23 protein-coding genes are annotated in these 22,790 nt (G+C 64.0%); 8 read left to right on the top strand and 15 right to left on the bottom strand.

What is annotated here, in order from left to right:
* Positions 1-7: 7 nt before the first annotated feature.
* The 5 genes from F0185_RS02695 to F0185_RS02675 form a co-directional block, all read right to left on the bottom strand.
* Entirely contained in the window at positions 8-865 is an 858-nt protein-coding gene (locus F0185_RS02695) for a PEP-CTERM sorting domain-containing protein (RefSeq protein ID WP_229476695.1), read from the bottom strand.
* A gap of 24 nt (positions 866-889) precedes the next feature.
* A complete protein-coding gene (locus tag F0185_RS02690; RefSeq protein WP_167221376.1) occupies positions 890-1,759 on the bottom strand; it encodes a PEP-CTERM sorting domain-containing protein in 870 nt (289 codons plus the stop codon).
* A gap of 133 nt (positions 1,760-1,892) precedes the next feature.
* The gene (locus tag F0185_RS02685; protein WP_167221374.1) at positions 1,893-2,441 is read right to left on the bottom strand and encodes a GNAT family N-acetyltransferase; all 549 of its coding nucleotides are present in this window, start codon (positions 2,439-2,441) and stop codon (positions 1,893-1,895) included.
* 126 nt (positions 2,442-2,567) lie between these two features.
* The gene (locus tag F0185_RS02680) at positions 2,568-2,750 is read right to left on the bottom strand and encodes a hypothetical protein (RefSeq protein ID WP_167221372.1); all 183 of its coding nucleotides are present in this window, start codon (positions 2,748-2,750) and stop codon (positions 2,568-2,570) included.
* On the bottom strand, positions 2,737-3,561 hold the full coding sequence (locus F0185_RS02675; RefSeq protein ID WP_167221370.1) for a hypothetical protein: 825 nt from the start codon (positions 3,559-3,561) through the stop codon (positions 2,737-2,739). Before F0185_RS02675 ends, F0185_RS02680 begins: the two co-directional genes overlap by 14 nt.
* Before the next feature lie 337 nt (positions 3,562-3,898).
* Between F0185_RS02675 and F0185_RS02670 the strand changes: the two genes are divergently transcribed.
* A complete protein-coding gene (locus F0185_RS02670) occupies positions 3,899-5,431 on the top strand; it encodes a sigma 54-interacting transcriptional regulator (RefSeq protein ID WP_167221368.1) in 1,533 nt (510 codons plus the stop codon).
* Between the two features lie 6 nt (positions 5,432-5,437).
* On the opposite strand, the gene F0185_RS02665 is transcribed toward F0185_RS02670, so the two are convergent.
* Positions 5,438-6,082 carry a hypothetical protein gene (locus tag F0185_RS02665; protein WP_167221366.1) on the bottom strand — a complete coding sequence of 215 codons (645 nt, stop codon included), beginning with the start codon at positions 6,080-6,082 and terminating at the stop codon, positions 5,438-5,440.
* Positions 6,079-8,253 (bottom strand): serine/threonine-protein kinase, encoded by a 2,175-nt coding sequence (locus F0185_RS02660; protein ID WP_167221364.1) that lies wholly within the window; start codon positions 8,251-8,253, stop codon positions 6,079-6,081. The genes F0185_RS02665 and F0185_RS02660 overlap by 4 nt, the downstream gene beginning before the upstream one ends.
* A gap of 160 nt (positions 8,254-8,413) precedes the next feature.
* Here F0185_RS02660 and F0185_RS02655 point away from each other — a divergent pair, with 160 nt between their 5' ends.
* The gene (locus tag F0185_RS02655) at positions 8,414-8,824 is read left to right on the top strand and encodes a hypothetical protein (RefSeq protein ID WP_167221362.1); all 411 of its coding nucleotides are present in this window, start codon (positions 8,414-8,416) and stop codon (positions 8,822-8,824) included.
* A gap of 6 nt (positions 8,825-8,830) precedes the next feature.
* On the opposite strand, the gene F0185_RS02650 is transcribed toward F0185_RS02655, so the two are convergent.
* Complete coding sequence (locus F0185_RS02650; RefSeq protein WP_167221360.1) at positions 8,831-9,229, bottom strand: GFA family protein; 399 nt, start codon at positions 9,227-9,229, stop codon at positions 8,831-8,833.
* 155 nt (positions 9,230-9,384) lie between these two features.
* Here F0185_RS02650 and F0185_RS02645 point away from each other — a divergent pair, with 155 nt between their 5' ends.
* Entirely contained in the window at positions 9,385-9,657 is a 273-nt protein-coding gene (locus F0185_RS02645) for a hypothetical protein (RefSeq protein ID WP_167221358.1), read from the top strand.
* A 116-nt stretch (positions 9,658-9,773) separates the two neighbouring features.
* Positions 9,774-11,969: a hybrid sensor histidine kinase/response regulator gene (locus tag F0185_RS02640; RefSeq protein WP_167221356.1), complete on the top strand. Its 2,196-nt coding sequence runs from the start codon at positions 9,774-9,776 to the stop codon at positions 11,967-11,969.
* Here F0185_RS02640 and F0185_RS02635 read toward each other — a convergent pair.
* A complete protein-coding gene (locus F0185_RS02635; protein ID WP_167221354.1) occupies positions 11,935-12,726 on the bottom strand; it encodes a DUF72 domain-containing protein in 792 nt (263 codons plus the stop codon). The genes F0185_RS02640 and F0185_RS02635 overlap by 35 nt on opposite strands.
* 99 nt (positions 12,727-12,825) lie before the next feature.
* Between F0185_RS02635 and trxC the strand changes: the two genes are divergently transcribed.
* Together trxC and F0185_RS02625 are read left to right on the top strand one after the other, a co-directional pair.
* Positions 12,826-13,269 (top strand): thioredoxin TrxC, encoded by a 444-nt coding sequence (gene trxC, locus F0185_RS02630; RefSeq protein WP_167221352.1) that lies wholly within the window; start codon positions 12,826-12,828, stop codon positions 13,267-13,269.
* A 75-nt stretch (positions 13,270-13,344) separates the two neighbouring features.
* Positions 13,345-13,722, top strand: a complete 378-nt coding sequence (locus tag F0185_RS02625) for a DUF4870 family protein (protein ID WP_166885217.1) — start codon at positions 13,345-13,347, stop codon at positions 13,720-13,722.
* A gap of 250 nt (positions 13,723-13,972) precedes the next feature.
* On the opposite strand, the gene F0185_RS02620 is transcribed toward F0185_RS02625, so the two are convergent.
* From F0185_RS02620 to phaC, 4 genes are all read right to left on the bottom strand, one after another.
* A complete protein-coding gene (locus F0185_RS02620) occupies positions 13,973-15,136 on the bottom strand; it encodes a cystathionine beta-lyase (RefSeq protein ID WP_167221350.1) in 1,164 nt (387 codons plus the stop codon).
* A 63-nt stretch (positions 15,137-15,199) separates the two neighbouring features.
* Positions 15,200-16,579, bottom strand: coding sequence for a 30S ribosomal protein S12 methylthiotransferase RimO (rimO, locus tag F0185_RS02615; protein ID WP_167221348.1), 1,380 nt, complete (start codon positions 16,577-16,579; stop codon positions 15,200-15,202).
* A 236-nt stretch (positions 16,580-16,815) separates the two neighbouring features.
* The gene (phaR, locus tag F0185_RS02610; RefSeq protein WP_167075505.1) at positions 16,816-17,370 is read right to left on the bottom strand and encodes a polyhydroxyalkanoate synthesis repressor PhaR; all 555 of its coding nucleotides are present in this window, start codon (positions 17,368-17,370) and stop codon (positions 16,816-16,818) included.
* Between the two features lie 209 nt (positions 17,371-17,579).
* On the bottom strand, positions 17,580-19,367 hold the full coding sequence (gene phaC, locus F0185_RS02605; protein ID WP_167221346.1) for a class I poly(R)-hydroxyalkanoic acid synthase: 1,788 nt from the start codon (positions 19,365-19,367) through the stop codon (positions 17,580-17,582).
* Between the two features lie 190 nt (positions 19,368-19,557).
* Between phaC and F0185_RS02600 the strand changes: the two genes are divergently transcribed.
* Positions 19,558-19,776, top strand: a complete 219-nt coding sequence (locus F0185_RS02600; protein WP_167221336.1) for a hypothetical protein — start codon at positions 19,558-19,560, stop codon at positions 19,774-19,776.
* 14 nt (positions 19,777-19,790) lie between these two features.
* Here the strand turns inward: F0185_RS02600 and pgeF are convergent, their stop codons facing one another.
* Together pgeF and F0185_RS02590 are read right to left on the bottom strand one after the other, a co-directional pair.
* A complete protein-coding gene (gene pgeF / locus F0185_RS02595; protein WP_187362433.1) occupies positions 19,791-20,579 on the bottom strand; it encodes a peptidoglycan editing factor PgeF in 789 nt (262 codons plus the stop codon).
* Entirely contained in the window at positions 20,579-21,628 is a 1,050-nt protein-coding gene (locus F0185_RS02590; protein ID WP_166885228.1) for an RluA family pseudouridine synthase, read from the bottom strand. The genes pgeF and F0185_RS02590 overlap by 1 nt, the downstream gene beginning before the upstream one ends.
* A 65-nt stretch (positions 21,629-21,693) precedes the next feature.
* Between F0185_RS02590 and F0185_RS02585 the strand changes: the two genes are divergently transcribed.
* On the top strand, positions 21,694-22,512 hold the full coding sequence (locus tag F0185_RS02585) for an outer membrane protein assembly factor BamD (protein WP_167221344.1): 819 nt from the start codon (positions 21,694-21,696) through the stop codon (positions 22,510-22,512).
* The last annotated feature ends 278 nt before the right edge of the window (positions 22,513-22,790 follow it).

Raw genomic sequence — 22,790 nt, 5'->3', positions numbered from 1 at the left:
ACACCACTCAGGCAGGCCGCTTGCGGCGCGCCATCCCGGCCACCAGCGCCAAGCCGGCAATGAGCATGCCATAGGTCGCCGGCTCCGGCACCGGACTGGCCACCGGCGACGTATCGAGCGAATTCGCTTCGGACCACAAGGTGAGCAACACCTTCAGGTTCACCGACGTTGCCCGCGTGTTCTGGAACATGATCGACAAGCGCTCGCTTGCCGACTCCGAGTACGGCGAGTTCGGGTCGGCGCTCCAGGACGGCGCTCTCAAGCTGAACTCCGAAACGAAATCCGGGTAGCCGTTGGCGCTGAATTCAGGGAAGCTCATCGAGGCCGTGAATGTCGAACTTTCCTTCAGGGTACTTGTGTTTGGCAATGATTTTGAGACGCTGCCACTGGCGTCGGCAAAGAACCTGACCTGCGTACCGGGCGCGAGGACGAATTCTTCGATCATCACGTAATTCGACGCGAACGCCCTGCGGTCATAGCCGGCGCCGTTCTTGGTTGAGGCGGCCGTACCCAAGGCCAGGGTCTGGAAATTTGTTCCGCCGACGGTCGAGACCACGGCACCCTGGGCGACGGACATGCTGGCATCGAGATTGCGGCTGTACAGCACGCGCGACTTGTCTTCGCTGGTCTCGGCCGTTTGGCGTAATCCGCTCTCGCTGATATAGCCGATCGCGCGCGTGCCGGGCTGCTCGGGATAGAGCGGCTTGACGATCGAGAGCGACGGCGCGATGCCGTCGTTCGGCAGCAAATCCACCAGCGAGTACGAAAAATTGTTCAATGTGCCTTGCGCGCTCACTTGCGCGCTGGCCGACAGCGGCACGGCGAGCGTTGCGCCCAGTACCAGCGTGGTAACGATTGTCTTCATAAAATTCCTGAGTTGAATAATGATTTAGTTGCCCTGGATCTTGCGGCGGCGACGGGCTGCGCCCGCGACCAGGCCCAGTCCGGCAAGCAGCATGGCCGTGGTGGCCGGCTCAGGTACCGGCAGTGGCAGCGTGCTGTAGTACTGGGTGTCCGCGGACGCGTTCAAGGCGAACTTCAGATTCAGGTTCGATGAAAACGCCGAGTTGTTGTCGAACGTCAGCGAGAAACGCTCATGGGCAGACATCGTCGCTGGAGGACTTGCGTCGTAATAGCCGTTCGCCGCTTTCACCCTGATCAATTTTGAGTCACCGCCAATCGCGCGGTCCTGCACATAGCCGACTAAAGAAAACGAACCCTCGATCTCGGCATCTTCCCGAAACCGGCTGCCTTTTGGCTGCGCGGTCAAGGCGCTGCCGTTGAAGTCTGCGAAAAACGAGACCTGCGTGCCCGGCGAGAGCACAAACTCGACAATATTGGAACTGGCGTACGCATTCGTCTGCCGGGTTCCAGCCGTGGTGCTGGTGGTCGAGGCCGTGGTGCGCAATTGCAATGAAGCAAAATCAGTACCGCTTACGCTGGCGCTTGCCTTGCCGGCAGGCGAGTCGACACGCGCCGTGATATCGCGGTTATAGCGGGTTGTCGATTGTGTACGGCTGTCGTCCAACTGTGGCACCGTGTCGCCATACTGGCTGAGGTTGCCATATATCCGGGAGCCGCCGGCAAAACCGCCGGGCGCGACGATGCTGAGCGACGGGACAATGCCATCGTCGGGCAACAAGTCGACCAGCGTGTACGAGAAATTGTTCAGGCTGGCGTCAACGCGCACCTGTGCCTGGGCCAGCAGCGGTGACGCCAGCGTGGCCGCGACCACCACACCTGCGGCGAATTTGTTCATGGATTTACCTTGATTTAATTACAAAATTATTCGAAGCGACAATATAGCAGCAGCGCGCGCGCACGCGATGAATTGTTGTTGAATTTACACAACGTTCACACTAACAAGCGCTTGCCGACGGCGTGCTGGCGTTTCAGCCGCCAGGCTGGCGCGACAGGCTGCGTCCCATGCGGGTCAGCCGCACCACCACGCCATCGGCCAGCGACAGCGCGACCGGTTCGAGCGCCACGAAACCGTGCGCCAGGTACAAGGGTTCGCCCGGCAGGGTCGAGACCAGTTCCAGCGAACCAAAGCCGGCCCGCGCGGCCGCCTCCATGCAGTGCCGCAGCAGCATGCTGCCCAGCCCGCGCCGCGCCATCGCGGGATCGACGAAAAACGCGCGGATGCGGGCCGGCTCGCTGGCCGGATCGAGCAGGCGGTCGTTGCCATGCTTGGCGCCATCGCCGCCAAAGTCGGTGGCGCGCCGGCTCCAGCCGCCGCAGGCCACCACCGTACTATCTTCCTCGATGGCGAAATAGGTGCCGTCTTGGACCAGGGCGCTGTCCACGCCGAACACCTCGCGCGTGATGGCAGCGGCTTGCTGCGGCGTGTAAAAGCCGGCGGCCAGCCCGATCCCCGAGCGCGCAATCAAGGCCTCGAGCAGGGGTTTTTCGGACATGCGTGCGAGGCGAATGGTGAACATGCGTGCTCCCGTCGTGGTGAAAACCCGATTATAGGCGGCCCGGCAAGGCGAAAAAAAACGCGCACCTTGGTGCGCGTTAAAAGAAGACGACATAGGTGGCGGCGGGCGTGGTGGAACGCCATCCGCCTATCGTCTGGCGGTATCCCTCGTTCGATCGAGGTTATAAGGTACCGGGGCCGGCTGCGCTGGCGCGGGCCCGGTTGTCAGGGCGGTTGTGGGCTGCTTGCCGGCCATGGCTGCGCGCTCGGGCAGGTCGGCCGCCAGCGCCAGCACGGCCATCAGCACCAGGATCCAGTCACGCAGCTTCAAGCAAGACTCCATAGGCGGTAATGCCGCTCGGCGGGGCCGATTTTTGTACTTTGCGGGCGGCGAACCAGCCGGTAAGGCGACCGTCCTGGCTGCTGATGATGGGGCACGAGGCGCTCAGCATGGTGTTGCGCCCGCTCTCGCCGACCAGGGCGCCGCCGCCGGCCACCACCGCATTGCCGTGCGGGACAGCCACCAGCGCGCTCGGGTAGCCGGTCAGCAGGCTGGTGTTCGAGACGATGCGCGCTGCGAGCGCCACGTCGGGCCCGGTGCGGATGCCGATCACAAAGGCGGTCACGCGGGCCTGGTCGAGCGCGTCGTGTTCGCGCCCGGAGGCGCTCCAGCCGCAGATATTGCCGTCGGCGCCGATCAGCGGGTAGCTGGCGGTGAGCATATTGCCGTTGATCGGGGTGGCGTAGTTATCCTGGGCGCCGCCGCCGGTGCCGATCCAGCCGGCGCCGAGCTTGACGCTCACGCCCGGGTCCGAAATCAGCGCGCTGGTGGCCGAAAACACTTGCTGCTCGATCTTGACCGGCACGCCGTCGCGGATGATGCGGATGCCGACCGCGTACACGGCCAGCGGCACCGGGTCGGCCAGGCCGAAGTCGCGTCCGGCCGCAGCCCAGCCGTTGTAGACGCCGCACTGGTTGCGGGTCGGGTAGCAGGCCGTCAGTGTGTTCGACGTGCCGCGGCCCATGTCGTAGGCGCCGCCGCCGGTGAGCGTGAAACCCGGCGGCAGCCATACCTGTGCCGTCGGCCCGGTCGCCCGGGTTGCCACGCCAACGAATGCATAACTTTCGATCACAATACCCATGTTTTCCAACTCTCTCCGGCAGATTGACTACTTGCTACCCAACAAGGCCGCCATGGATACTTAGCAACTACCGTGCCATGCTGATAAGTGCCGAAATATCATGCAGAAAAGGCTTGTTTTTAGGGAAAACATGTCAACGAGCATGTAAATGCGCTTCTATTTACATGTCTGGCGGAAAGGTAACGCGTAAGCCGCTGACGTGTCATTGACACGCGACGTGTAAAAAACGTGTAAGCGGACCGCTCTTTACATGTCAACTATTGTCGTCCGTGCTCTATAATTGGCAAATACTAAACGCGGTACCATGGAGACCCCGGTGAATGATGTTGATAACACGTTGACGACGCAGCTTTTCTCGCAAAAAAATGGCATCACAAGTGCCTTGCTGGGCCTGACCATCCTGTGGCATCCGGAAACGGAGCGCATCGGCGAGCAGTTCATCGGCCCGGCCGAGGAAGGCACGATCGAGGTATGCCGCTATACGCCGCTGTTCTTCCGTCCCGGCCAGGACGGCATCGCACTCGGCCACCGCGCCATCGCGCGCGCGCCGCTGGTGGTGCGCCGCACCAGTGACGACAGCGTCGAGCTGGCCGCACCCGACAGCCGCATGGCGCTCGAAGTCAATGGCACGGTGCTGAGCGGCACGCGCCGCTTTACGCGCGACGAAGTCAAAGGCGGCGTGGTGCTGGGCCTGGGCGGCCATGTGCTGCTGTGCCTGCACTGGATGACGAGTTTCCCGCGCCCTAACCTGTTTCCGGGCTTATTGGGCGTGAGTAGTGGCGCGATCGCCACACGCGAGCTGATCCGCCAGGTGGCGGGCACCGACCTGGCCGTGCTGCTGCTCGGCGAAACCGGCACCGGCAAGGATGTGGCCGCGCGCGCCATCCACCAGGCCAGCAAGCGCAGCGCCAATCCGCTGGTGGCGGTCAACATGGCGACCCTGAGCGAGTCGCTGGCCGCGGCCGACCTGTTCGGCGCGGTCAAGGGCGCGTACACGGGCGCGCAGGCGCCGCGCCAGGGCCTGTTTGCCGAGGCCGATGGCGGCACCCTGTTTCTCGATGAATTGGGCGACACGCCGGCCTCGGTGCAGCCGATGCTGCTGCGGGTGCTGGAAACGGGCTCCTATCGCCCGCTTGGCGCGAGCACCGATGCGCGCACCACGGCGCGCCTGATCGCCGCCACCGACCAGGACCTGGACGCGCGCGGCTTCAACCAGCCTTTGCTGCGCCGCATGGAGGCGTTCGTGATCCGGGTGCCGACCCTGCGCGAGCGGCGCGAGGATATCGGCGTGCTGCTGCTGCATATGCTCAAGGGGTGCGAGTTGAACAACGCCGAGCTGGCGGCGTTTCCGCCGGCGCTGGTGTCCGAGATGTGCAATTATGACTGGCCGGGCAATATCCGCCAGTTGGCCAATGTGGCGCGCAGGATGGTGATGGCCTTGCAGGCGGGCGAGCGGCCGCTGCTGTCGCAATACGTGCATGCGCCGGCGCCGGCGCGCGCGCTCGGCCTGGGCTACCCGGCCTCGGCCGCGCAACCGCGCAGCGCCAGCCAGAAAGCGCCGGCGGACGCCGCGCCGCGCCGCAAGCTGGCCGAGGTCAGCAATGACGACCTGCTCGGCGCGCTGGAAGAACACGGCTGGCAGATCAGCGGCGCGGCCCAGCAACTGGGCTTGTCGCGCCCGTCGCTGTACAAGCTGATCGAAGCGCATCCGGCGATCCGCCCGGCGGCCCTGATTCCGCGCGAGGAACTCGACGCCGCCCTGAGCGCCCACGGCGGCGACCTGGCCCGCTGCGCCTCGCGCCTGAAAACGCCGAGCGAAGCCTTGCGCCGCCATTTGCGGGTGCTGGGGCTCGACACCAGCCTCGCCTAAGGCTGATCAGGCCGGAGCGATGCCTCCGCCGACTTCACTTTCCGGCATGCACGCGACCTGGTCGGAGGCCGCGCCCGGAGCGAGCGCCTCGACGGTTGGGGCAATGCCCCCGCCGACTTCGCTTTCAGGATCGAACACGAACACGCGCTGGCTGGTCTCGCCCGAGGCGCGCGTGATCAGCACGGTCAGCACAAAGGACACTTCCCAGCGCCCGGTACAGGCGCCGACGGTCAGGTGCTTGTCCCATTTCAGCGCTTTTTTGTGATACAGCGGATCGTCACTGTCGGCCTTGTCCCGCAAGAACTGTTCTGCCGGGATTTGCACGCTGGCGCCCTTGACGCGCACGTGTTCATTATCGATGAACGGCGATGGCGGCGCGTACTCGGGCAGCACGCCCGGCGCGATGGAACGAATCTGCGGACGCGTGATCAGGGTGCAGTCGAGCACCTGGAACGATTCGAATTTCTCGTAGCCGCCGGCGCGGATCCGGATATGCATCTGCTCGCCCACCGTAAAATAGATGGCGCCGGCATAGCGGCCCTTGACGGGATTACCATTGCCATCCTTGCGGCTGAACTTCCATTCCAGTGTCTCGCCGATCTGGTTAATATCGAAATTTGCTTCCAATAGCATCGATGTCGGTTTTTTCATTTTTCGCCTTTGGTGGTGGAGTGGAGATAGCGGGGGTCGCGCCGCAACGCGGTCAGGTCGGGCTCGGACCGGATCAGGTTGGCCGGATAACCGCGCTCTTGCGCGATCATCAACTCGGCCAGGGCAGTGTCCCGGTCACCCAGGATTTCGTGTGACATGGCTGCGCGGAAGTGCACATCGGCACTGGACGGATCGGCCTTGAGCGCCTGGCGCGTGTACACCATGGCGGCGTCGCGGTCGCCCACGCGCGCCGAATACAAGCCCATGCGCGAGATCAGCACCGGTTTCGACCCCGAACGCTCAAGCAGCGGCTTCAACAAGCCGACCGCCTGGCGATAGGCGTTGTTCGAGGCGGCGGTGCGTCCGGGTATCCAGCGCAAGGTATCGCCCAGGTTGGCCCAGCGCAAATAATCGTTCGGATTGCCCTTTGCCCCGGAGACCGATTCTTCAAAGGCTTGCGCGGCGCCCACGTAATCGCCGCGGTTGAACAAGACATTTCCCAGATTGTTGTAGAGCCGGCCGCTCGGGCGCACCTGCAGACCCTGCTGCAACACTTGCAGCGCTTCATCCGTGCGGTTCTGGCGCAACAGCGCCGAACTCAGGTTGGCATAGGCGATGACCGCATCGGGCTCGAGTACGATGCTGCGGCGGAACGATTGCTCCGCCGCCAGGTACTTGCCCTGGTGATGGTAAAGCGTCCCCAGCAAGTCGAGAAAAACATGATCGCGCTCATGCATGCGCACCGCATCGAGCAAGGTTCGCTCCGCCTCCGCATAGCGCCGCATGCGGGTCAGGGCATCGCCCTTGAGAAGCAGTCCGAAGCGGTCCATCGGATCGAGCCGCAAGGCCTTGTCGGCAAAATCGAGCGCTTCCGCGTCGCGTTGCTGTCCCATCCGCACCACGCCCTGCGCCGCGTACGCCAGCGCCAGCTGGTCGTTCAGTTTCAAGGCCAGCTGGGCGCTGGCATCGGCCCGGCGCAGCCAGACATCGTCGCGCGTGTCGCCCGTGTGGCGCAGTGCGTAGGCCAGCGACAGTCCGGCCGCGGCGGCGGCGTGATCGGGCTGGCGGTCGAGGATCGAGGTGAAGTTGCGAATCGCCAGGTCGAGGCTCTCGTCGCGGTCGAAGGTGGTCAGGGCCGTCAGTCCGCCGCGCATGGCGGCCGACTCGGAAAAGAAGGGCGTGTGCGGCCCGAACCACGCGGGCGGGATCAGCGCTTGCCCGGCGCCGATGGACACGACGACGACGACGGCAAGCAAGCCGTAGCGACGCGCGCGCGTGTTCAACAGCGCGGCGGCGCGGCTCCTGAGCGAGCGCGCCGGCGCCGCCGCCGCTAGAGGCGCGCCCGGCCCGCCGCCCAGCGCGGCGAGCGCCGCGCGCACCGCCTGCATCGAGGCCAGGCGGTCCTCGGGCTGGCGCGCCGCCATGGCCCGCACCAGGGCGATCACATCCGGGCTGGCGTCCGGTGGAAACGGCCACACGCCCGAGGACGACTGGATATGGGCGGCGGCCAGGGCCAGCCCGCTCAGGTGCGAAAAGGGGCGCGTGCCGGTCAGCAATTCATACATCACCACGCCCAGCGCGTACACATCGCTTTGCGGGCTCAGGGTCGAGCCCATCATCAGTTCCGGCGCCAGGTAGGCGATGGTGCCTTCGGTCTGGTCGAACACCACCGATTCGGTCGCTTGCGGGTCGATCTTGCGCGCCAGCCCGAAATCCATGATGCGCACCCTGCCGCCGGGTTCGAGCATCAGGTTGGCCGGCTTGAGGTCGCCGTGGATCAGCTTGGCGGCGTGGGCTTCGCACATGGCGTCGGCCACCTGGTCGACGATGTCGAGCACTTGGGCCTCGGGCATCGGACCGCGCTTGCCGGCTTCGCGCAAGGTGCAGCCGTCGACGAATTCCATGATGATCGATTGCTGGGCGGCATCGCCCTCGATCGAGAAGATGCGCACGAAGCCGGGATGGCGCAGGGACGCGGCGAGACGCGCCTCGTCGAGCAGGTTTTCTGGTCGCGCCGAAAGCAGTTGCGGCTTGAGCCGCTTGATGGCGATAATACGCTGGAGCTTGGAGTCCCAGGCTTCGTACACTTGCCCGAAGCCACCCTCTCCCAACAGTCGCTTCAGCTGATAATGGCCCGGTCCCTGCTCTTCATCCTGCAAATTGCGCTCCACGTTATATCAGTTACAAAAACATTTCCGTAGTGTACATGTTTGGCACTGTCAATGACAAAAAAGTTTCATGTCTTATCATGAGTGTAACAACGTGTAAGTAGCAGCGCCGGCATGCGCCGTTTGCCTATAGTGATCGGATCAGAATAAGGAGTGCCTTGCCATGAAAAACCTCTTACTTATCGCAACCTTGGTCGCGCTGGGCGGCTGCGCCACCTATCCGTCCGCGCCGGGCTATGCCAACGGCGGCTACGCCCAGCCGTCCGACCCGTCGCAGTGGCGCGTGGTGTCGGTCACGCCGGTCGCGCCGGGCACCGGCGACAAGGTGGCGGCGGCCTCGCCCAACGGTTCGCGCGTCGAATATTCCTCGCGCCCGGTGACCGTGACGCAACCGGTCTACGTGCAGTCGCCCATCTACGTGCAGCGGCCGGTGTATGTACCGGCTCCGGTGTACATCGAGGAACCGATCTGGTATCCGCCGGTGTCGCTCAGCCTGGGATTCGGCTTCGGGCGTTCGTGGGGCCATCACGGCTACGGGCGCGCCCACGTGGGGCGCGGCTGGCGCCACCGCTGACAAGCCCTACAGGTAGCCCGTTTCGGCGGGCGCCTGGTCCCACTCGTCGTTGCGCCCGTCCACGTAGCGGACCGGCACCCACGACAGTTCTTCATCCGACACGCCGTCCAGGCAGGCCACGCTCACGCCATAAAACTTGCCGAGCCGGGGCGACTGGCCGATGCTGAACGGGCGCACGCCGCAATGGCGGCAAAACAGGTGATGCTCGACCCTCCGGTGAAACTGGTAGTCGCCCAGCTCGGACGCCCCGCACAGCAGGCGAAACGATTCCGGCTTCACGATGGCCGCCCACCAGCGGATCTTCTTGCACATCGAACAGTTGCAGCGCAAGGTCTCCAGGCTCAGGTCAATATCGGCCTCGAAGCGCACCGCGCCGCAATGGCAACTTCCAAGATACGTTTTCATCGTCAGTTCACAGCCCCGCAGTATCGTCCGGATGAGGTTAAGTTTCAGTTAAGCATCGGAGCTGAGTGTACCAGCAAGGAACGCGCTAGCGCCACTCGCGTACGCGACGCTCTTGCCAATGGACAATCGCCATGCCAGCTTGTATGCTTGCCTGCATGAACATCACCCAACAGATCGCCCTGACCCTGAGCACCGTCGCCCAAGCCAACGCCGCCAACTGGCGCGCCTGGGCGGCGCTGGCCGGCATGCTCCTGATGATCGGCGGCATGGTGGCGATGATGTGGTTCCTGTCCTCGCAACCGACCCTCGACCTGCGCGGCTGGCTGTGCGGCGGCGCCAGCCTGGCCGGACTGGCCCTGTGGCGCGCGACCTTGCCGCTGGCGGTGCATGAGGTGGAGCAACGCCGGCTGCGCGGCGGCGGGCGCTGAAGCGATTCTCGCAAGCCGGGCGGCCGCTGCGGTAAAATTGCGCACCGTTCCCACCTCACCCAGCGCCATCGATCCATGCCAGAGCACTTCAACCACTTCCGCAGCGTCGCCCACTGATGCGCCTGCGTTCCCACTACATCGTCCTGGCCCTCTCGATCGTCGTTCCGGTCGCCGTCTTCGGCGCCATTGCGCTGCACATTTTGCAGGATACCCAGCACAGTTCCGCCATCGGGCGCATCGAGCAAAGCGCCACGCTGACCGCGCGCGCCATCGATGCCGATATTTACCGCGCCCAGTCGGTGCTCAAGGTGCTGGGGCGTTCGCACGCGCTGGCGCAGGGCGACCTGGCCCACTTCTACGAGGAGGCGCGCGAGGCCAGCGCCGCGCCGGGCGGCTGGATCATCCTGTACGACACCCATGGCCAGCAATTGCTCAATACGCGCCGCCCCTACGGCATCGCACTGCCCAAGCGCCCCGATCCGGACCAGGTCGGCGCCATGCTGGCATCCAACCAGGGCCAGGTCACCGGCATCAAATGGGGCGAAGTGCTGAAGAACCATTTCGTGATGGTGGAGGAGCCGATCCAGACCCCGTCCGGGCAGCGCTACGTGATCGGCCAGGCCTTTTCGCCAGCCTTTTTCGCGCACTCGTTTACCGGGCGCGCCGTGCCGCCCGGCTGGCGCGTGGCGATCCTCGACCGCGCCGGCGTGATCATCGCGCGCAGCGAGAACGCCGACAAATTCGTCGGCCTCACGGTGCGCCCGGAGACGCTGGCGGTCATCAACAAGACCCCCAGCGGCGTATTCAACCATCTGTCGGGCGACGACAAGGAAGTGGTGGACGCCTTCACCCGCTCCGAGCGCTCGGGCTGGGCCATCATCATCGGCGCGCCGGTGGCCGAGATCAACGCGGCCGTCTGGCGCGGCGTGCCGGTCATGGGCGCGGGCCTGGTGATTGCGCTGGCGGCGGCGCTGGCGCTGGCCATGCTGGCCGGGCGCCACCTGGTGCGTTTCGTCGCGCGCGCCTCGCAAGCGGCCGCGCTGCTCGGCCGGGGCGGCGAAGTGCGCGCGCTGGCGCGTTCCGGCATCCATGAACTGGAAAGCCTGAACGAAGCGATCCGCGAAGCGAGCGACCGCCTGCAGGCCGAGATGCGCTCGCGCACCGACGCCGAAAACGAACGCAATGCGTTGCTGGTGTCCGAAAAAACCGCGCGCGCCCGCGCCGAAGAACAGAATGCGGCCAAGGACGAATTCCTGGCGATGCTCGGCCACGAGCTGCGCAACCCGCTCAGCGCCGTGGCCAGCGCCGTCTCGATCCTCGACAACGCGCGCCAGGTCGACGACGCCATGGCCCAGCGCGCGCGCGACGTGCTGCGGCGCCAGACCGACCACCTGCGCAAACTGGTCGACGACCTGCTCGAAGTGAACCGCGCCCTGATGGGCAAGCTGGAACTGCAAAAGGCGCCGGTCGACCTGGCCGAGGTGGCGCAGCGCTGCGTCGACACGCTCACGGCCAGCGGGCGCACCGCCGGCTTCAGTGTGCGGGTCGAGAGCGTGGCGACGACGGTCAACGCCGATCCCACCCGCCTGCTGCAGGTGATCGACAACCTGCTCGACAACGCCATCAAATACAGTCCGGGCGGCGGCGAAATCGTGCTCACCGTGCGCCAGGTGGGCGAGGCGGCGGAACTGTCCGTGCGCGATGCGGGCCAGGGCATTGCGCCCGAGCTGCTGCCGCACGTGTTCGATATTTTCGTGCAGGGCAAGCAAAGCCTGCAACGCGCGCATGGCGGCCTGGGCATCGGCCTGTCGCTGGTGCGCCGGCTGGTCGAATTGCATGGTGGCTTTGTGCGCATCGACAGCGAAGGCAGCGGCAAGGGCAGCATCGCCACCGTCACCCTGCCGCGCCTGGCCGGGCACACGCCGGCGCTGCCGGGTGCGGTGAACGCGCCGGCGCCGCGCCTGCGCCGCGTGATGCTGGTGGAAGACAACGCCGACGCGCGCGAGATGATGTCGATGCTGCTGCAACTGCGTTCCTGCGACGTGGTCAGCGCCGCCAGCGGGCTTGAGGCGATTGCCACGGCCCTGGCCTCGCAGCCGGAACTGGCGCTGATCGACATCGGCCTGCCCGGCATGGATGGCTATGCGCTGGCGCGCGCGCTCAAGGCCGACGCCCGCACGGCCGGCATCGAACTCATTGCGCTGACCGGCTACGGCAGCGAAAAAGACCGCACCCAAGCCATCGACGCCGGGTTTGCGCGCCACTTCACCAAGCCGATCAGGCTGGAAGACCTGGACCTGGCGCTGGCGTAAGCGCCGGCAGACCGTCAAGCGCCACGCGCAGCTCAAGCGCATTGGGCAGCGCCGCGCCGGACGCCGTGTTATCGAAAATGATCCAGACGTCGCGCCCCTGCCGCGCGTGGATGGCCATGTCGCGCGCCAGCTGCGCAATGTAGGCCGGCGAATACGACGAGTAGTAGATGCGCGGCGAGCCATGCAGGCGCACGTAAATGGCCCGCGTGGTCGGCACGTGCGGCCCTTCCTGGCCCTTGGCCGGATCGGCGATCACGCGCGTGACGCCCGCGCGTTCGAGCAGTGCGCTCGCCTCCTCGCCGAACCAGCTGGGGTGGCGCGCTTCGCAGGCGAGCATGCAGCCGAAGGTGTCTTTCACGCGCGCGAAAAAATCGCCGGCGACGGCGGCGTTGAAACCGAACTTGGGCGGCAGTTGCACCAGCAGGCAGCCCAGCTTGTCGCCCAGCGCCCCGGCTTCGCTGGCGAACTGGCGCAGCGGCGCCTCGATGCCGGCCAGGCCCGCATCATGCGTGATGGCGCGCGGCATCTTGACCGTGAAACGAAACGCCGGCGGCACGCTCGCGGCCCAGCGCGCGTAAGTCTTGCTCTGGTGCGGCCGATAGAAGGACGAGTTGATTTCGACCGTGCCGAGCACGCCCGCGTAGCGCTCCAGGTGACTGCCTTCGGTTTCGAAAGAGGCCGCCACCTCGCGCGCAATAGTCCAGCCGGCGCAGCCGATGCGCAGCACGCCGGGCGCATGATGTGATGTATTTGCCATGATGCGAAAGTGTAGCAGCCCTCGCGCGCCAAGCCGAACACGCTTGGACGGCGCGCGGTCTACAATGGCGTTTTACCAATCTGTACGCAGGAGGATTTCATGACCGACCCCGTCCACATCGTCTGCCCGCATTGCGAAGCGGTCAACCGGCTCGCCCAGGAGCGACTGAAAGACACGCCGGTATGCGGCAAATGCGCGAAAGAGCTGTTCGTCGGCGCGCCGATCGACGTCAACACGGCGCGTTTCAACAAGCATATCGAGCGCAACGACATTCCGGTGCTGGTCGACTTCTGGGCCGAATGGTGCGGGCCGTGCAAGATGATGGCGCCGGCCTACCTGCAAGCGGCCAAACGGCTGGAGCCGCGCGTGCGCCTGCTCAAGGTCGATACCGAGCACTTGCAGGACCTGGCGGCGCGCTACAACATCCGCAGCATTCCCACGCTGGCGCTGTTTTGCAACGGCCGCGAGGTGGCGCGCCAGCCGGGGGCGATGGACGTGAACGGGATTGTTTCCTGGGTGGATGCTCTCATGCGAAACGCATGATATGCATGCGAAATTTCAGGATAGGCGGCGGCGCGACTGCTACAATCGGCCCATATTGTTAAAGGAGCATGCATCATGACGCAAGACCTGACCTTGGAGCGGAATATGGAAGAACAGAAAAACATGGCGCGCATTCTGTACATTGTGCATGCGCTGGCATTGGTTTTCTCGCTGGGCATGCTGTCGGTGATCCCGCTGATCGTCAACTACATCAAGCGCGGCGAGGCGCAAGGGACCTTCGTCTACAGCCATCACAGCTGGATGATCCGCTCGTTCTGGTGGTTCGTTTTCTGGATGGTGGTCGCTATTTTCTTTGCGGTGGCGCTGGGCTGGGTGTTCGGTATCGGCCTGTTCATCGCATGGGTCATCGGCGGACTGGCGTGGATCTGGAAAGCGTATCGCCTGCTGAAAGGATTTTTTGACCTGGAGAAGAACCAGGCGATGCCGGCTTAACGACGGTCAGCCGGACCGTCCGCCACCGGTTAGCTCGTTGCTCCGGTTAGCTCGTCGTTACTGGCAGCTCGCTGCCATCGTTAGCTCGTCGTTCCCGCGCAAGCTCGTCGTTCCCGCGTAGGCGGGAACCCAATTTCGTACCGTAGCTATAGTCGGATCAATGTACTTGGGTTCCCGCCGAGGGCCGCCTTGGCGCGGGAACGACGAACTACGGGTAACGACGAGCCAGTGTCCGGAACGCACACGCGGCTCACAGCCGCGCCAAGCCCTGCTCCAGATCCGCGATCAGGTCATCGGCCTCTTCCAGCCCGATATTGAAGCGCACCAGCACTCCCGCACCTTTCCAATCCTTGCGCATTGCCTGCACCCGGTACGGCATGACCAAGCTGTTCGCCCCGCCCCAGCTGTAGCCAATCCCGAACAAGGCCAGGCTGTCCACAAAGCGGTCGGTCTGCTCTTCGCTGTAACGCGCATCGAACACCACCGAAAACAAGCCTCCCGCCCCGGTAAAATCGCGCTTCCAGTGCTCATGACCCGGACAATCGGCAAACGCCGGATGCAGCACGCGCGCAATCTCGGGACGCGCCTTGAGCCAGAGCGCCACCTTGCGCGCCGCCGCATCGTGCGCCGCAAAACGCAGCTGCATGGTGGGCAGCGAGCGCAGCACCAGGTACGCGTCGTCGGCGCTGACACCCATGCCGAGCCGCATATGCGCCATCGCCAGCCGGTCGTTGAGCGCACGCTCGCGCGTGATCACGGCGCCCATCAGCACATCCGAGCCGCCCGACTGGTACTTGGTCAGCGCCTGCATGATGATGTCGACGCCATGCTCGAAGCCGCGCAGCGCCAGCCCGGCCGACCAGGTGTTATCGAGCGCCACCAGCGCGCCGGCGGCATGCGCCGCCTTGCAGATGGCCGGCAGGTCGGGCACTTCCATCGACACCGACCCCGGCGCCTCGGTCCAGACCAATTTCGTATTCGGCTGCATCAGTTGCGCGATGCCGGCCCCGATCATTGGATCGTAATAGCGCGCCGTGATCCCGAAGTCGGCGCTGAGCCAGCGCCCCAGTTCGCGGTTCGGGTTGTACACATTATCGGGCAGCAGCACGTCGTCGCCGCTTTTGAGCAGCGCAAAATCGACCATGGCGATCGCCGCCAGCCCGCTCGGCGCCAGCAGGCAGAACTGCCCGTCTTCGATGGCGGCCAGGCGCGCTTCCAGCGTGAACGTGGTCGGCGTGCCGTGCAGGCCGTAGGTATAGGCGCTTTTGTCTTTCCAGTCGCCCGAACGCATCGCGGCGACATCCTTGAACAGGACCGTCGAGGCGTGATGGATCGGGGTGGGAAACGCCGCGAAGCCGGCGGGCGGCTGGTAGGCGTCGTGTATCAGTTGGGTTTGCGGGGACGTTGTTTTCATCGGGCTGGCAGGCTTGGCAGTGGCGGCGCGGCCACTTGCTGCGGCCGTGCCAGCCGTGGGGGACTAGACTACCGAAGCCCAGAGATCGTGGGCGTCGGCGGCGGTGATGGTGACCTCGGCGAATTCGCCGACGGTGAGCTTCTTGCCCGGTACCAGCGAGCGCTTGATGTGGACCACGCCGTCGATTTCAGGCGCGTCGGCCCACGAGCGGCCGATGGCTTCCTTGCCGCCGACTTCATCGACCAGCACGCGCATGGTCTTGCCGACCTTGGCCTGCAGGCGCTTGGCCGAGATTTCTTCTTGCAGCAGCATGACGCGGCCGCGCCGCTCTTCGCGCACTTCGTCCGGCACCGGATTATCGAGCAGGTTGGCGGTTGCGCCTTCCACCGGCGAATACGCAAAGCAGCCGAGGCGGTCGATCTGGGCTTCCTTGAGGAAGTCCAGCAAGTACTCGAATTCGGCTTCGGTTTCGCCCGGGAAGCCGGCGATGAAGGTCGAGCGGATCGTCAGGTCCGGGTTCATGGCGCGCCAGGCCTGGATGCGGTCGAGGTTTTTCTCGCCGCTGGCCGGACGCTTCATGCGCTTCAACACATCCGGATGGGCGTGCTGCATCGGAATGTCGAGGTAAGGCAGGACATTGCCGCCGCTCATCATCGGGATGATCTGGTCGACGTGCGGATACGGATACACATAGTGCAGGCGCACCCAGGCGCCGAACTGCGCGGCCAGTTGGCCCAGCGCTTCGACCAGTTGCGTCATGTGGGTCTTGACCGGGCGGCCGTTCCAGAAACCGGAGCGGAACTTGACGTCGACGCCGTAGGCGCTGGTATCTTGCGAGATGACCAGCAATTCCTTGACGCCGGCCTTGAACAGGTTTTCGGCTTCCATCATCAGGTCGGCGATCGGACGCGACACGAGGTCGCCGCGCATCGAAGGGATGATGCAGAAACTGCAACGGTGATTGCAGCCTTCGGAAATCTTGAGGTAAGCGTAATGCTTCGGTGTGAGCTTGATGCCCTGCGCCGGCACCAGGTCGAAGAACGGCTCGTGCGGCTTGGGCAGGTGCAGGTGGACCGAGTCCATGACTTCGCCGAGGGCGTGGGGACCGGTGACGGCCAGCACTTTCGGGTGCACCTTCATGATGATGTCGTCGCCGGCAGCATCTTTTTTGGCGCCGAGGCAGCCGGTGACGATGACGCGGCCGTTTTCGGCCAGCGCTTCGCCGATGGCGTCGAGCGATTCTTGTACGGCGGCGTCGATGAAGCCGCAGGTGTTGACGATGACCAGATCCGCGCCTTCGTACGACTTCGCGGTTTCGTAACCTTCGGCGCGCAACTGGGTCAGGATCTGTTCGGAGTCGACCAGCGCTTTAGGGCAACCGAGCGAGACAAAGCCGACTTTTGGAGCGGCACCAGGAAGGGGATTACGACGAAGTTCGGACATGTTGGAGGCACAATAAAGCAGGGTAATCTGCGATTATACCTGTTTGGGACGGGGAGTTGGTGGTTTGAAAGTTCGCAGCACTGCGTATCGTGCCTGCCCCCTTACCTCGTCGTTCCCGCGAAGGCGGGAACCCAATTTTGTACCGTAGCCAACAGCGGCTCGGCGAACTTGGGTTCCCGCCTTCGCGGGAACGACGGAACTAACAGGTATTCGGGGCATAAACAGCCGCTTCAGACTTACTTCTTCTCCACCGGCGGAAACGGAAACGCCGCCCCGAAAATGCTCTTGCTCTGGTTCTGCATCTGTTCCTGCATCTGTACGAACAGGTTTTTGCTCTGGTCGATGTAGTTGTTCATCATCCCCTGCATCATCGGTCCCTGCACGTTCATGAACTGGGTCCACATCTCCGGGCTGAAAGGCTTGCCTTCGAACGTCCCGGTCTGGCCGGTAGTGAACTTGTTCTGGATATCGGTGAAGGCCTGGACGTTTTTCTCCAGGTACGAGCCCATCATCCCCTGCATGGCATGGCCATAATAGCGAATGATCTGTGACAACACGCCGCTCGAAAACATCGGCGCGCCGTTCGCTTCTTCTTCAAGGATGATCTGAAGCAAGATGCTGCGGGTCAGGTCTTCGCTGCTCTTGGCATCGATGACGGTGAACTCGTCGGCGTCGAGCACGAGCTGCTTGACGTCGGTCAGGGTGATATACGAACTGGTCTGGGTATCGTACAGACGACGATTCGGGTACTTCTTGATCAGGCGTTCCGTACTCTTTTTTGCACTACTCATCTCAAGGTTCCACTTATTGCGCCGCAGCGCATGTTGACTGATCACGAAAAAAAAGCGGACTGAGGTCCGCTCCTGACACGCCTGCTTTTTGCATTATAGAGTGGATATTCGCAAAAATACCACTTTACGCGGTCGGGTGCAGCAAATAGTGCGCCGCACCCAAACCGTAAGTACCGGGCAACGCCCGTTGCCCTGCCTCATTGCAAGATTCAGTCGGCCCGCACCTTCACATAACGCCCCGGCGCCGGCTCGATCGGCTGGTAGTCGGCATTCCCAAGTTTCTTTGGGGCACTGACGTCCTTGCCGCCGTTATTGGCCAAAAAGGCCGCCCATTCCGGCCACCAGCTGCCGACATGCTCGGTGGCGCCGCTGAACCATTGCTCGGCCGGCACGATGGCGGCGTTGGCGTCGGCTTCCGGCGCAGCCTTCTTGCCCTTGCCTTTGCCCTTGGCCGGCGCCGCCACCGGGGCGGGATCGTTGGTCCAGTAGCTGCGCTTGTTCTTCGATGCCGGATTGATCACCCCGGCAATATGCCCGGACGCGCCCAGCACGAAGCGGTTGGCCCCGCCCTTGCCGGGATTGAGCAGGCCCAGCGACGCATAGCTGGCCTTCCACGGCACGATGTGGTCTTCACGCGAGCCGTACACGAACACCGGCGCGTCGATCGCGCCCAGGTCGACCCTGGACCCGGCCACGGTCAGCTTGCCCGGCACCTTGAGGCTGTTTTCCAGGTAAGTATTGCGCAGATACCAGCAAAACATCGGGCCCGGCAGGTTGGTGCTGTCCGAATTCCAGTACAACAAGTCGAACGGCGGCGGTTCCTTGCCTTTCAGATAGTTCGACTGCACATAGTTCCACACCAGGTCGTTCGGACGCAGCGAGGAAAACGTCGTCGCCAGGTCGCGGCCCGGCATCAGCCCGCCTTTGGCCAGGGCTTTTTCGCGCATGGCGACCTGGGTTTCGTCGATGAACACTTCGAGCACGCCGGTGTCCTCGAAGTCGAGCAAGGTGGTCAGCAGGGTCAGGCTGGCGGCCGGTTGTTCGCCGCGCGCGGCCAGCACCGCCAGCGCCGTGCTCATGATGGTGCCGCCGACGCAAAAGCCGAAGGCGTTGACCTTCTCGCTGCCCGAAATGGCGCGCGCGACCTCGATCGCCTTGATCGCGCCGGTCTCGACGTAGTCATCCCAGGTGGTGCCGCCCAGCGAGGCATCCGGATTGCGCCACGACACCAGGAACACGGTGTTGCCCTGCTCTACCGCATAGCGCACCACCGAGTTTTCCGGCTGCAAATCGAGGATGTAGAACTTGTTGATGCAAGGCGGCATCATCAGCAGCGGCACCTGGTGCACGGTCGGCGTGGCCGGGCTGTACTGGATCAGCTGGAACAGATGGTTTTCGAACACCACTTGGCCGGGCGTGGTGGCCACGTTGCGGCCGACTTCAAACGCCGACTCGTCCGACAGCGAAATGCGCCCTTTCTGCATATCGCCCAGCATGTTGGACAGCCCGCGCGAGAGGCTCTCGCCTTTCGTTTCGATGAGTTGTTGCTGCGCTTCCGGATTGGTCGCCAAAAAATTGGCGGGCGACATGGCGTCGACCATCTGCTGCACGGCGAAACGGATCTTCTGCCGTTCGCGCGGACCGGCCTCCACGGCATTGGCCATGGCGGTCAGGAATTCGGCGTTTAACAGGTATGATGCGGCACTGTAGGCGGACATCGGATTGGCCAGCCATTCCGGCGCGGCAAAGCGGCGGTCGGCCAGCGCCGGGGTTTTACCGGACAGGAATTCCTGCCACAATCCCGCTGCTTTTTGCAGATAGTCGTTGCGCAGCGCATCGAGCGCTTGCTGCGGGATGGTGGCGCCGGCATCCTTGAGCAGGGTGGCGACCGGGCTGGTGTCGAGCGGCGCCGGACGGAACAGCGCCTGCCAGGCGGATGGATCGGTCATTTGCGCCATCCATGCGGAGGCCATCGCTTGCGGGTCGGGCATATTCATGTTTGCGTTCATTGTTTCAATCTTTTCCAAGGAAAGTTGTATGTGGCTTGTCGCTATTGCATGGATCTATGTGGTCGGACTGATGGCGCTTACCGAGCACAGTATTGTCGCAGGGATTATGACTTTTTTGGGCTATTGTGTGTTGCCTTTGTCAATAGTCTGGTACATCGCCGGTTCCAAGATGCGGCGCATGAAGATCGCACAGAAAGAAGAAATGGCGCGCCGCCTACGCGCGGGACGCCAGCCGGACGGGCCGGCCGCCAGCGGCGAGCGCGAGCGCGAGCGCCTGCGCAATGCACGCGACGCCGACTCTAGCGACAGCCCCGACTGGAGCGACAGCGGCAGTAGCGACAGCGGCAGTAGCGACAGTGGCGGCGGGGACAGCGGCGGCGGCTCCAGCGGCGACTGAAACGCGGCCGACGCCTATTTAATCCAGATCAGGCTGGCCTGGCGACCGGTGACCTGGTCGCGCCGATAGGAATAGAAGCGACCGCCCTCGCTTGCAGTGCAGTACGTTCCGCCGGAAACACGGTGTACGCCGTCGCGCGCCAGCACAATGCGCGCCAGCATATACATATCCGCCAGATACTTGCCCGGACGCCCGGGAAAGGCAGAGAAAGCCTGCGCCATCGATGCCGCCTCGTCCGCGCCGCGCGCGTGCGCGACAAAGCTGTCGAACACATCGCTGCCGACTTCAAACTGGCCCGGGCCGATTGCCGGCCCCAGCCAGGCGCTGATCTCGCCGGCGCCAGCGGCGCGCATGGCCGCCACGGTCTCGCCCAGCACCCCCGCGGCCAGCCCGCGCCAGCCGGCATGCGCCGCGCCCACCACCTTGCCATCCAAGGAAGCGAACAGCACCGGCAGGCAATCGGCGGTCATGATGGCGCACACCACGCCGGGCGCGTGCGCGATGCTGGCGTCGCCCACCCGCACCGGCTGGCCGGGCTGCACGCTGGCGGCGTCGACCACGGCCACCCCATGCACCTGGGAGATCCAGGCCGGCTCGCCTGGCAACGACTGGCGCAGGCGCGCGCGGTTGAGCTCGACCAGCACCGGATCGTCGCCGACATGCTGGCCCAGGTTCAGGCCGCCGCCGCCAGCGCCGTCATCATACGGCGCCGGACTGACGCCGCCGGCGCGGGTGGTGGCAAGCGCCCCCACGCCGGCCGGCATGTCCGGCCAGTCGGGTGCGATGACATGCACGCCGGGCATCAGACCTGCTCGGGCTCGGGAATGCCGGCGCGCTCGATCAGCTCGGCAAAATCATCGGCCAGCGGCACGATCCACTCCATATCCTCGCCGCTGGCCGGATGCACCAGCCCCAGGCGGCGCGCCTGCAGCGCCTGGCGCGGAAATACCGGCGTCAGATGCTGCTTGCCGTACACGGCGTCGCCCACCAGCGCGAAGCCGATCGACAACATGTGCACGCGGATCTGGTGGGTGCGGCCGGTCTCGAGCTGGCATTGAACCAAACTGACGGGACGACGGTCCAACATGCCGGTAGCAATGCGCTGGTAATGGGTAATAGCCGGCTTGGCCGAAAAATTGGTCGACACCGCCATCTTGACCCGGTCTTTCGGGTGGCGGCCCATCGACGCGTCGATGGTGCTGCTCAGTTGCGGCGTGCCCCAGACCAGCGCAAAGTACTCGCGCTTGACGGTGCGCGCCTGTAACTGGCGTACCAGGTCGGTTTGCGCCGCCAGGGTTTTGCCGATCACCATCAGGCCGCTGGTGTCCTTGTCGAGCCGGTGCACAATGCCTGCGCGCGGCACGCCGGCCAGTTGCGGGCAATGGTGCAGCAGGCCGTTGAGCAAGGTGCCAGCCCAGTTGCCGGCGCCCGGATGGACCACCAGGCCGGCCGGTTTGTTGATGACGATGATATGCTCATCCTCGAAAACGATGTTCAATTCCATCGCTTCCGGCGTGTAGGCCTCGTCTTCCGGCGCGCTTTGTGGCAGGATGACGACCGTTTCGTCGCCATAGGCCGTGTCTTTGCCGCGTGCGGGCTTGCCGTCGACCAGCACGTGGCCGGCTTCGAACCACAATTGCAGGCGGCTGCGCGAAAATTGCGGAACCAGGCCGGCAATGACCTTGTCCAGACGGTGGCCGCAAGCGTCCGGCGTCAGTTCGAGGTGGATTGGAGAGAGGTCGATGCCGGTGGCGGCAGGAACGTATTCGTCGCCTGCCTCGTCGTCGAGATCGATCTCCAGATCGGGGTCTAAGGGCAAATCCGCCGAATTCGGCGTTGGAGTTAATATCACAGCAGTCCCATCGGCTATAATCAGCCTTTCGTTGAATCTCAGTTAATACTCTCTTGCAAAAAGTTATGCAAAAAAAATTATCGCGCGTTATTGCTACTACTCTTCTGCTCGGTTTATCCGCTTGCAGCTTGTTGCCGGAAAAAACCGACGAGACCAAAAACTGGCCGGTGACGAAATTATACGCTGAGGCACGCGAAGAAATGGCGGGTGGTCACTACGAGGCGGCAATCAAGCTGTTCGAGCGCCTCGAAACCAACTACCCGTTCGGCAATTATGCCGCGCAGGCGCAGATGGAAATTGCCTACGCGTACTACAAGAGCCAGGACCAGGCGCAAGCGCTGGCGGCGGTGGAGCGCTTCATCAAGCTGCACCCGAACCATCCGAACGTCGACTACATGTACTACCTGCGCGGGCTGATCAACTTCAACGACCAGATCGGCTTCCTCAGCTTCGTGTACGAGCAAGACCCAACCGAGCGCGACCCGAAAGCGACGCGTGAAGCGTTCGCCGCCTTCAAGGCGCTGGTCGACAAGTTCCCCGACAGCATCTACGCAGCCGATGCGATCGCCCGCATGAAGTACCTGATCAACGCGATGGCGCAGTACGAAGTCCACGTTGCCAACTACTACCACGACCGTGGCGCCTACCTGGCGTCGCTGAACCGGGCGATGGCGGCGGTGGCGGATTACCAGGATGCGCCGGCGCGCGAAGAGGCATTGTTCCTGATGATGCGCAACTACGACAAGCTGGGCATGCCGCAACTGCGCGACGACACCAGGCGCATTTTCGAGCGCAACTACCCGACCAGCAAATATCTCGATCCGAATTCGGGCGAGAAGGCGTGGTGGAAATTCTGGGCCAAGTCGAGCCGTCCGGCACGCTGACGCGGCGCTGGCGATGAGGTAAAAAACCGGGGAAACCCGGTTTTTTGTTGCCCCCACCGCTGGTGTCAGGTCTGACATTCGGACACAGACTGGACATTCGTTAGCACGGCATCCCACCGCAGATGCGATGATTGTTGAGTTCGTGTCCGAATGTCAGCGTAGTAATCGGCGGGCCGCCGAAAATCGCGCCGAAGAAACAAATATTGGGTATTTGTGGCAGAGTGGAATGAGGCGCTGCGCAAGACCGATAGAGCAATGGTGCGATTGCCCGAATGTCA

It is taken from the genome of Massilia rubra (genome assembly GCF_011682065.1).
Lineage (GTDB): Bacteria > Pseudomonadota > Gammaproteobacteria > Burkholderiales > Burkholderiaceae_D > Telluria_A > Telluria_A rubra.
The sequence above is the reverse complement of the archived record's forward strand: the minus strand, read 5'-3'. Positions and strand labels throughout refer to the sequence as shown.

What these genes read in the sequence shown, in the direction of transcription:
- F0185_RS02695 (WP_229476695.1), bottom strand. Translation starts at nt 865, where the DNA reads ATGAAGACAATCGTTACCACGCTGGTACTGGGCGCAACGCTCGCCGTG.
- F0185_RS02690 (WP_167221376.1), bottom strand. Translation starts at nt 1,759, where the DNA reads ATGAACAAATTCGCCGCAGGTGTGGTGGTCGCGGCCACGCTGGCGTCA.
- F0185_RS02685 (WP_167221374.1), bottom strand. Translation starts at nt 2,441, where the DNA reads ATGTTCACCATTCGCCTCGCACGCATGTCCGAAAAACCCCTGCTCGAG.
- F0185_RS02675 (WP_167221370.1), bottom strand. Translation starts at nt 3,561, where the DNA reads ATGGGTATTGTGATCGAAAGTTATGCATTCGTTGGCGTGGCAACCCGG.
- F0185_RS02665 (WP_167221366.1), bottom strand. Translation starts at nt 6,082, where the DNA reads ATGAAAAAACCGACATCGATGCTATTGGAAGCAAATTTCGATATTAAC.
- F0185_RS02655 (WP_167221362.1), top strand. Translation starts at nt 8,414, where the DNA reads ATGAAAAACCTCTTACTTATCGCAACCTTGGTCGCGCTGGGCGGCTGC.
- F0185_RS02650 (WP_167221360.1), bottom strand. Translation starts at nt 9,229, where the DNA reads ATGAAAACGTATCTTGGAAGTTGCCATTGCGGCGCGGTGCGCTTCGAG.
- F0185_RS02645 (WP_167221358.1), top strand. Translation starts at nt 9,385, where the DNA reads ATGAACATCACCCAACAGATCGCCCTGACCCTGAGCACCGTCGCCCAA.
- F0185_RS02640 (WP_167221356.1), top strand. Translation starts at nt 9,774, where the DNA reads ATGCGCCTGCGTTCCCACTACATCGTCCTGGCCCTCTCGATCGTCGTT.
- F0185_RS02635 (WP_167221354.1), bottom strand. Translation starts at nt 12,726, where the DNA reads ATGGCAAATACATCACATCATGCGCCCGGCGTGCTGCGCATCGGCTGC.
- trxC (WP_167221352.1), top strand. Translation starts at nt 12,826, where the DNA reads ATGACCGACCCCGTCCACATCGTCTGCCCGCATTGCGAAGCGGTCAAC.
- F0185_RS02625 (WP_166885217.1), top strand. Translation starts at nt 13,345, where the DNA reads ATGACGCAAGACCTGACCTTGGAGCGGAATATGGAAGAACAGAAAAAC.
- F0185_RS02620 (WP_167221350.1), bottom strand. Translation starts at nt 15,136, where the DNA reads ATGAAAACAACGTCCCCGCAAACCCAACTGATACACGACGCCTACCAG.
- rimO (WP_167221348.1), bottom strand. Translation starts at nt 16,579, where the DNA reads ATGTCCGAACTTCGTCGTAATCCCCTTCCTGGTGCCGCTCCAAAAGTC.
- phaR (WP_167075505.1), bottom strand. Translation starts at nt 17,370, where the DNA reads ATGAGTAGTGCAAAAAAGAGTACGGAACGCCTGATCAAGAAGTACCCG.
- phaC (WP_167221346.1), bottom strand. Translation starts at nt 19,367, where the DNA reads ATGAATATGCCCGACCCGCAAGCGATGGCCTCCGCATGGATGGCGCAA.
- F0185_RS02600 (WP_167221336.1), top strand. Translation starts at nt 19,558, where the DNA reads ATGAAGATCGCACAGAAAGAAGAAATGGCGCGCCGCCTACGCGCGGGA.
- pgeF (WP_187362433.1), bottom strand. Translation starts at nt 20,579, where the DNA reads ATGCCCGGCGTGCATGTCATCGCACCCGACTGGCCGGACATGCCGGCC.
- F0185_RS02585 (WP_167221344.1), top strand. Translation starts at nt 21,694, where the DNA reads ATGCAAAAAAAATTATCGCGCGTTATTGCTACTACTCTTCTGCTCGGT.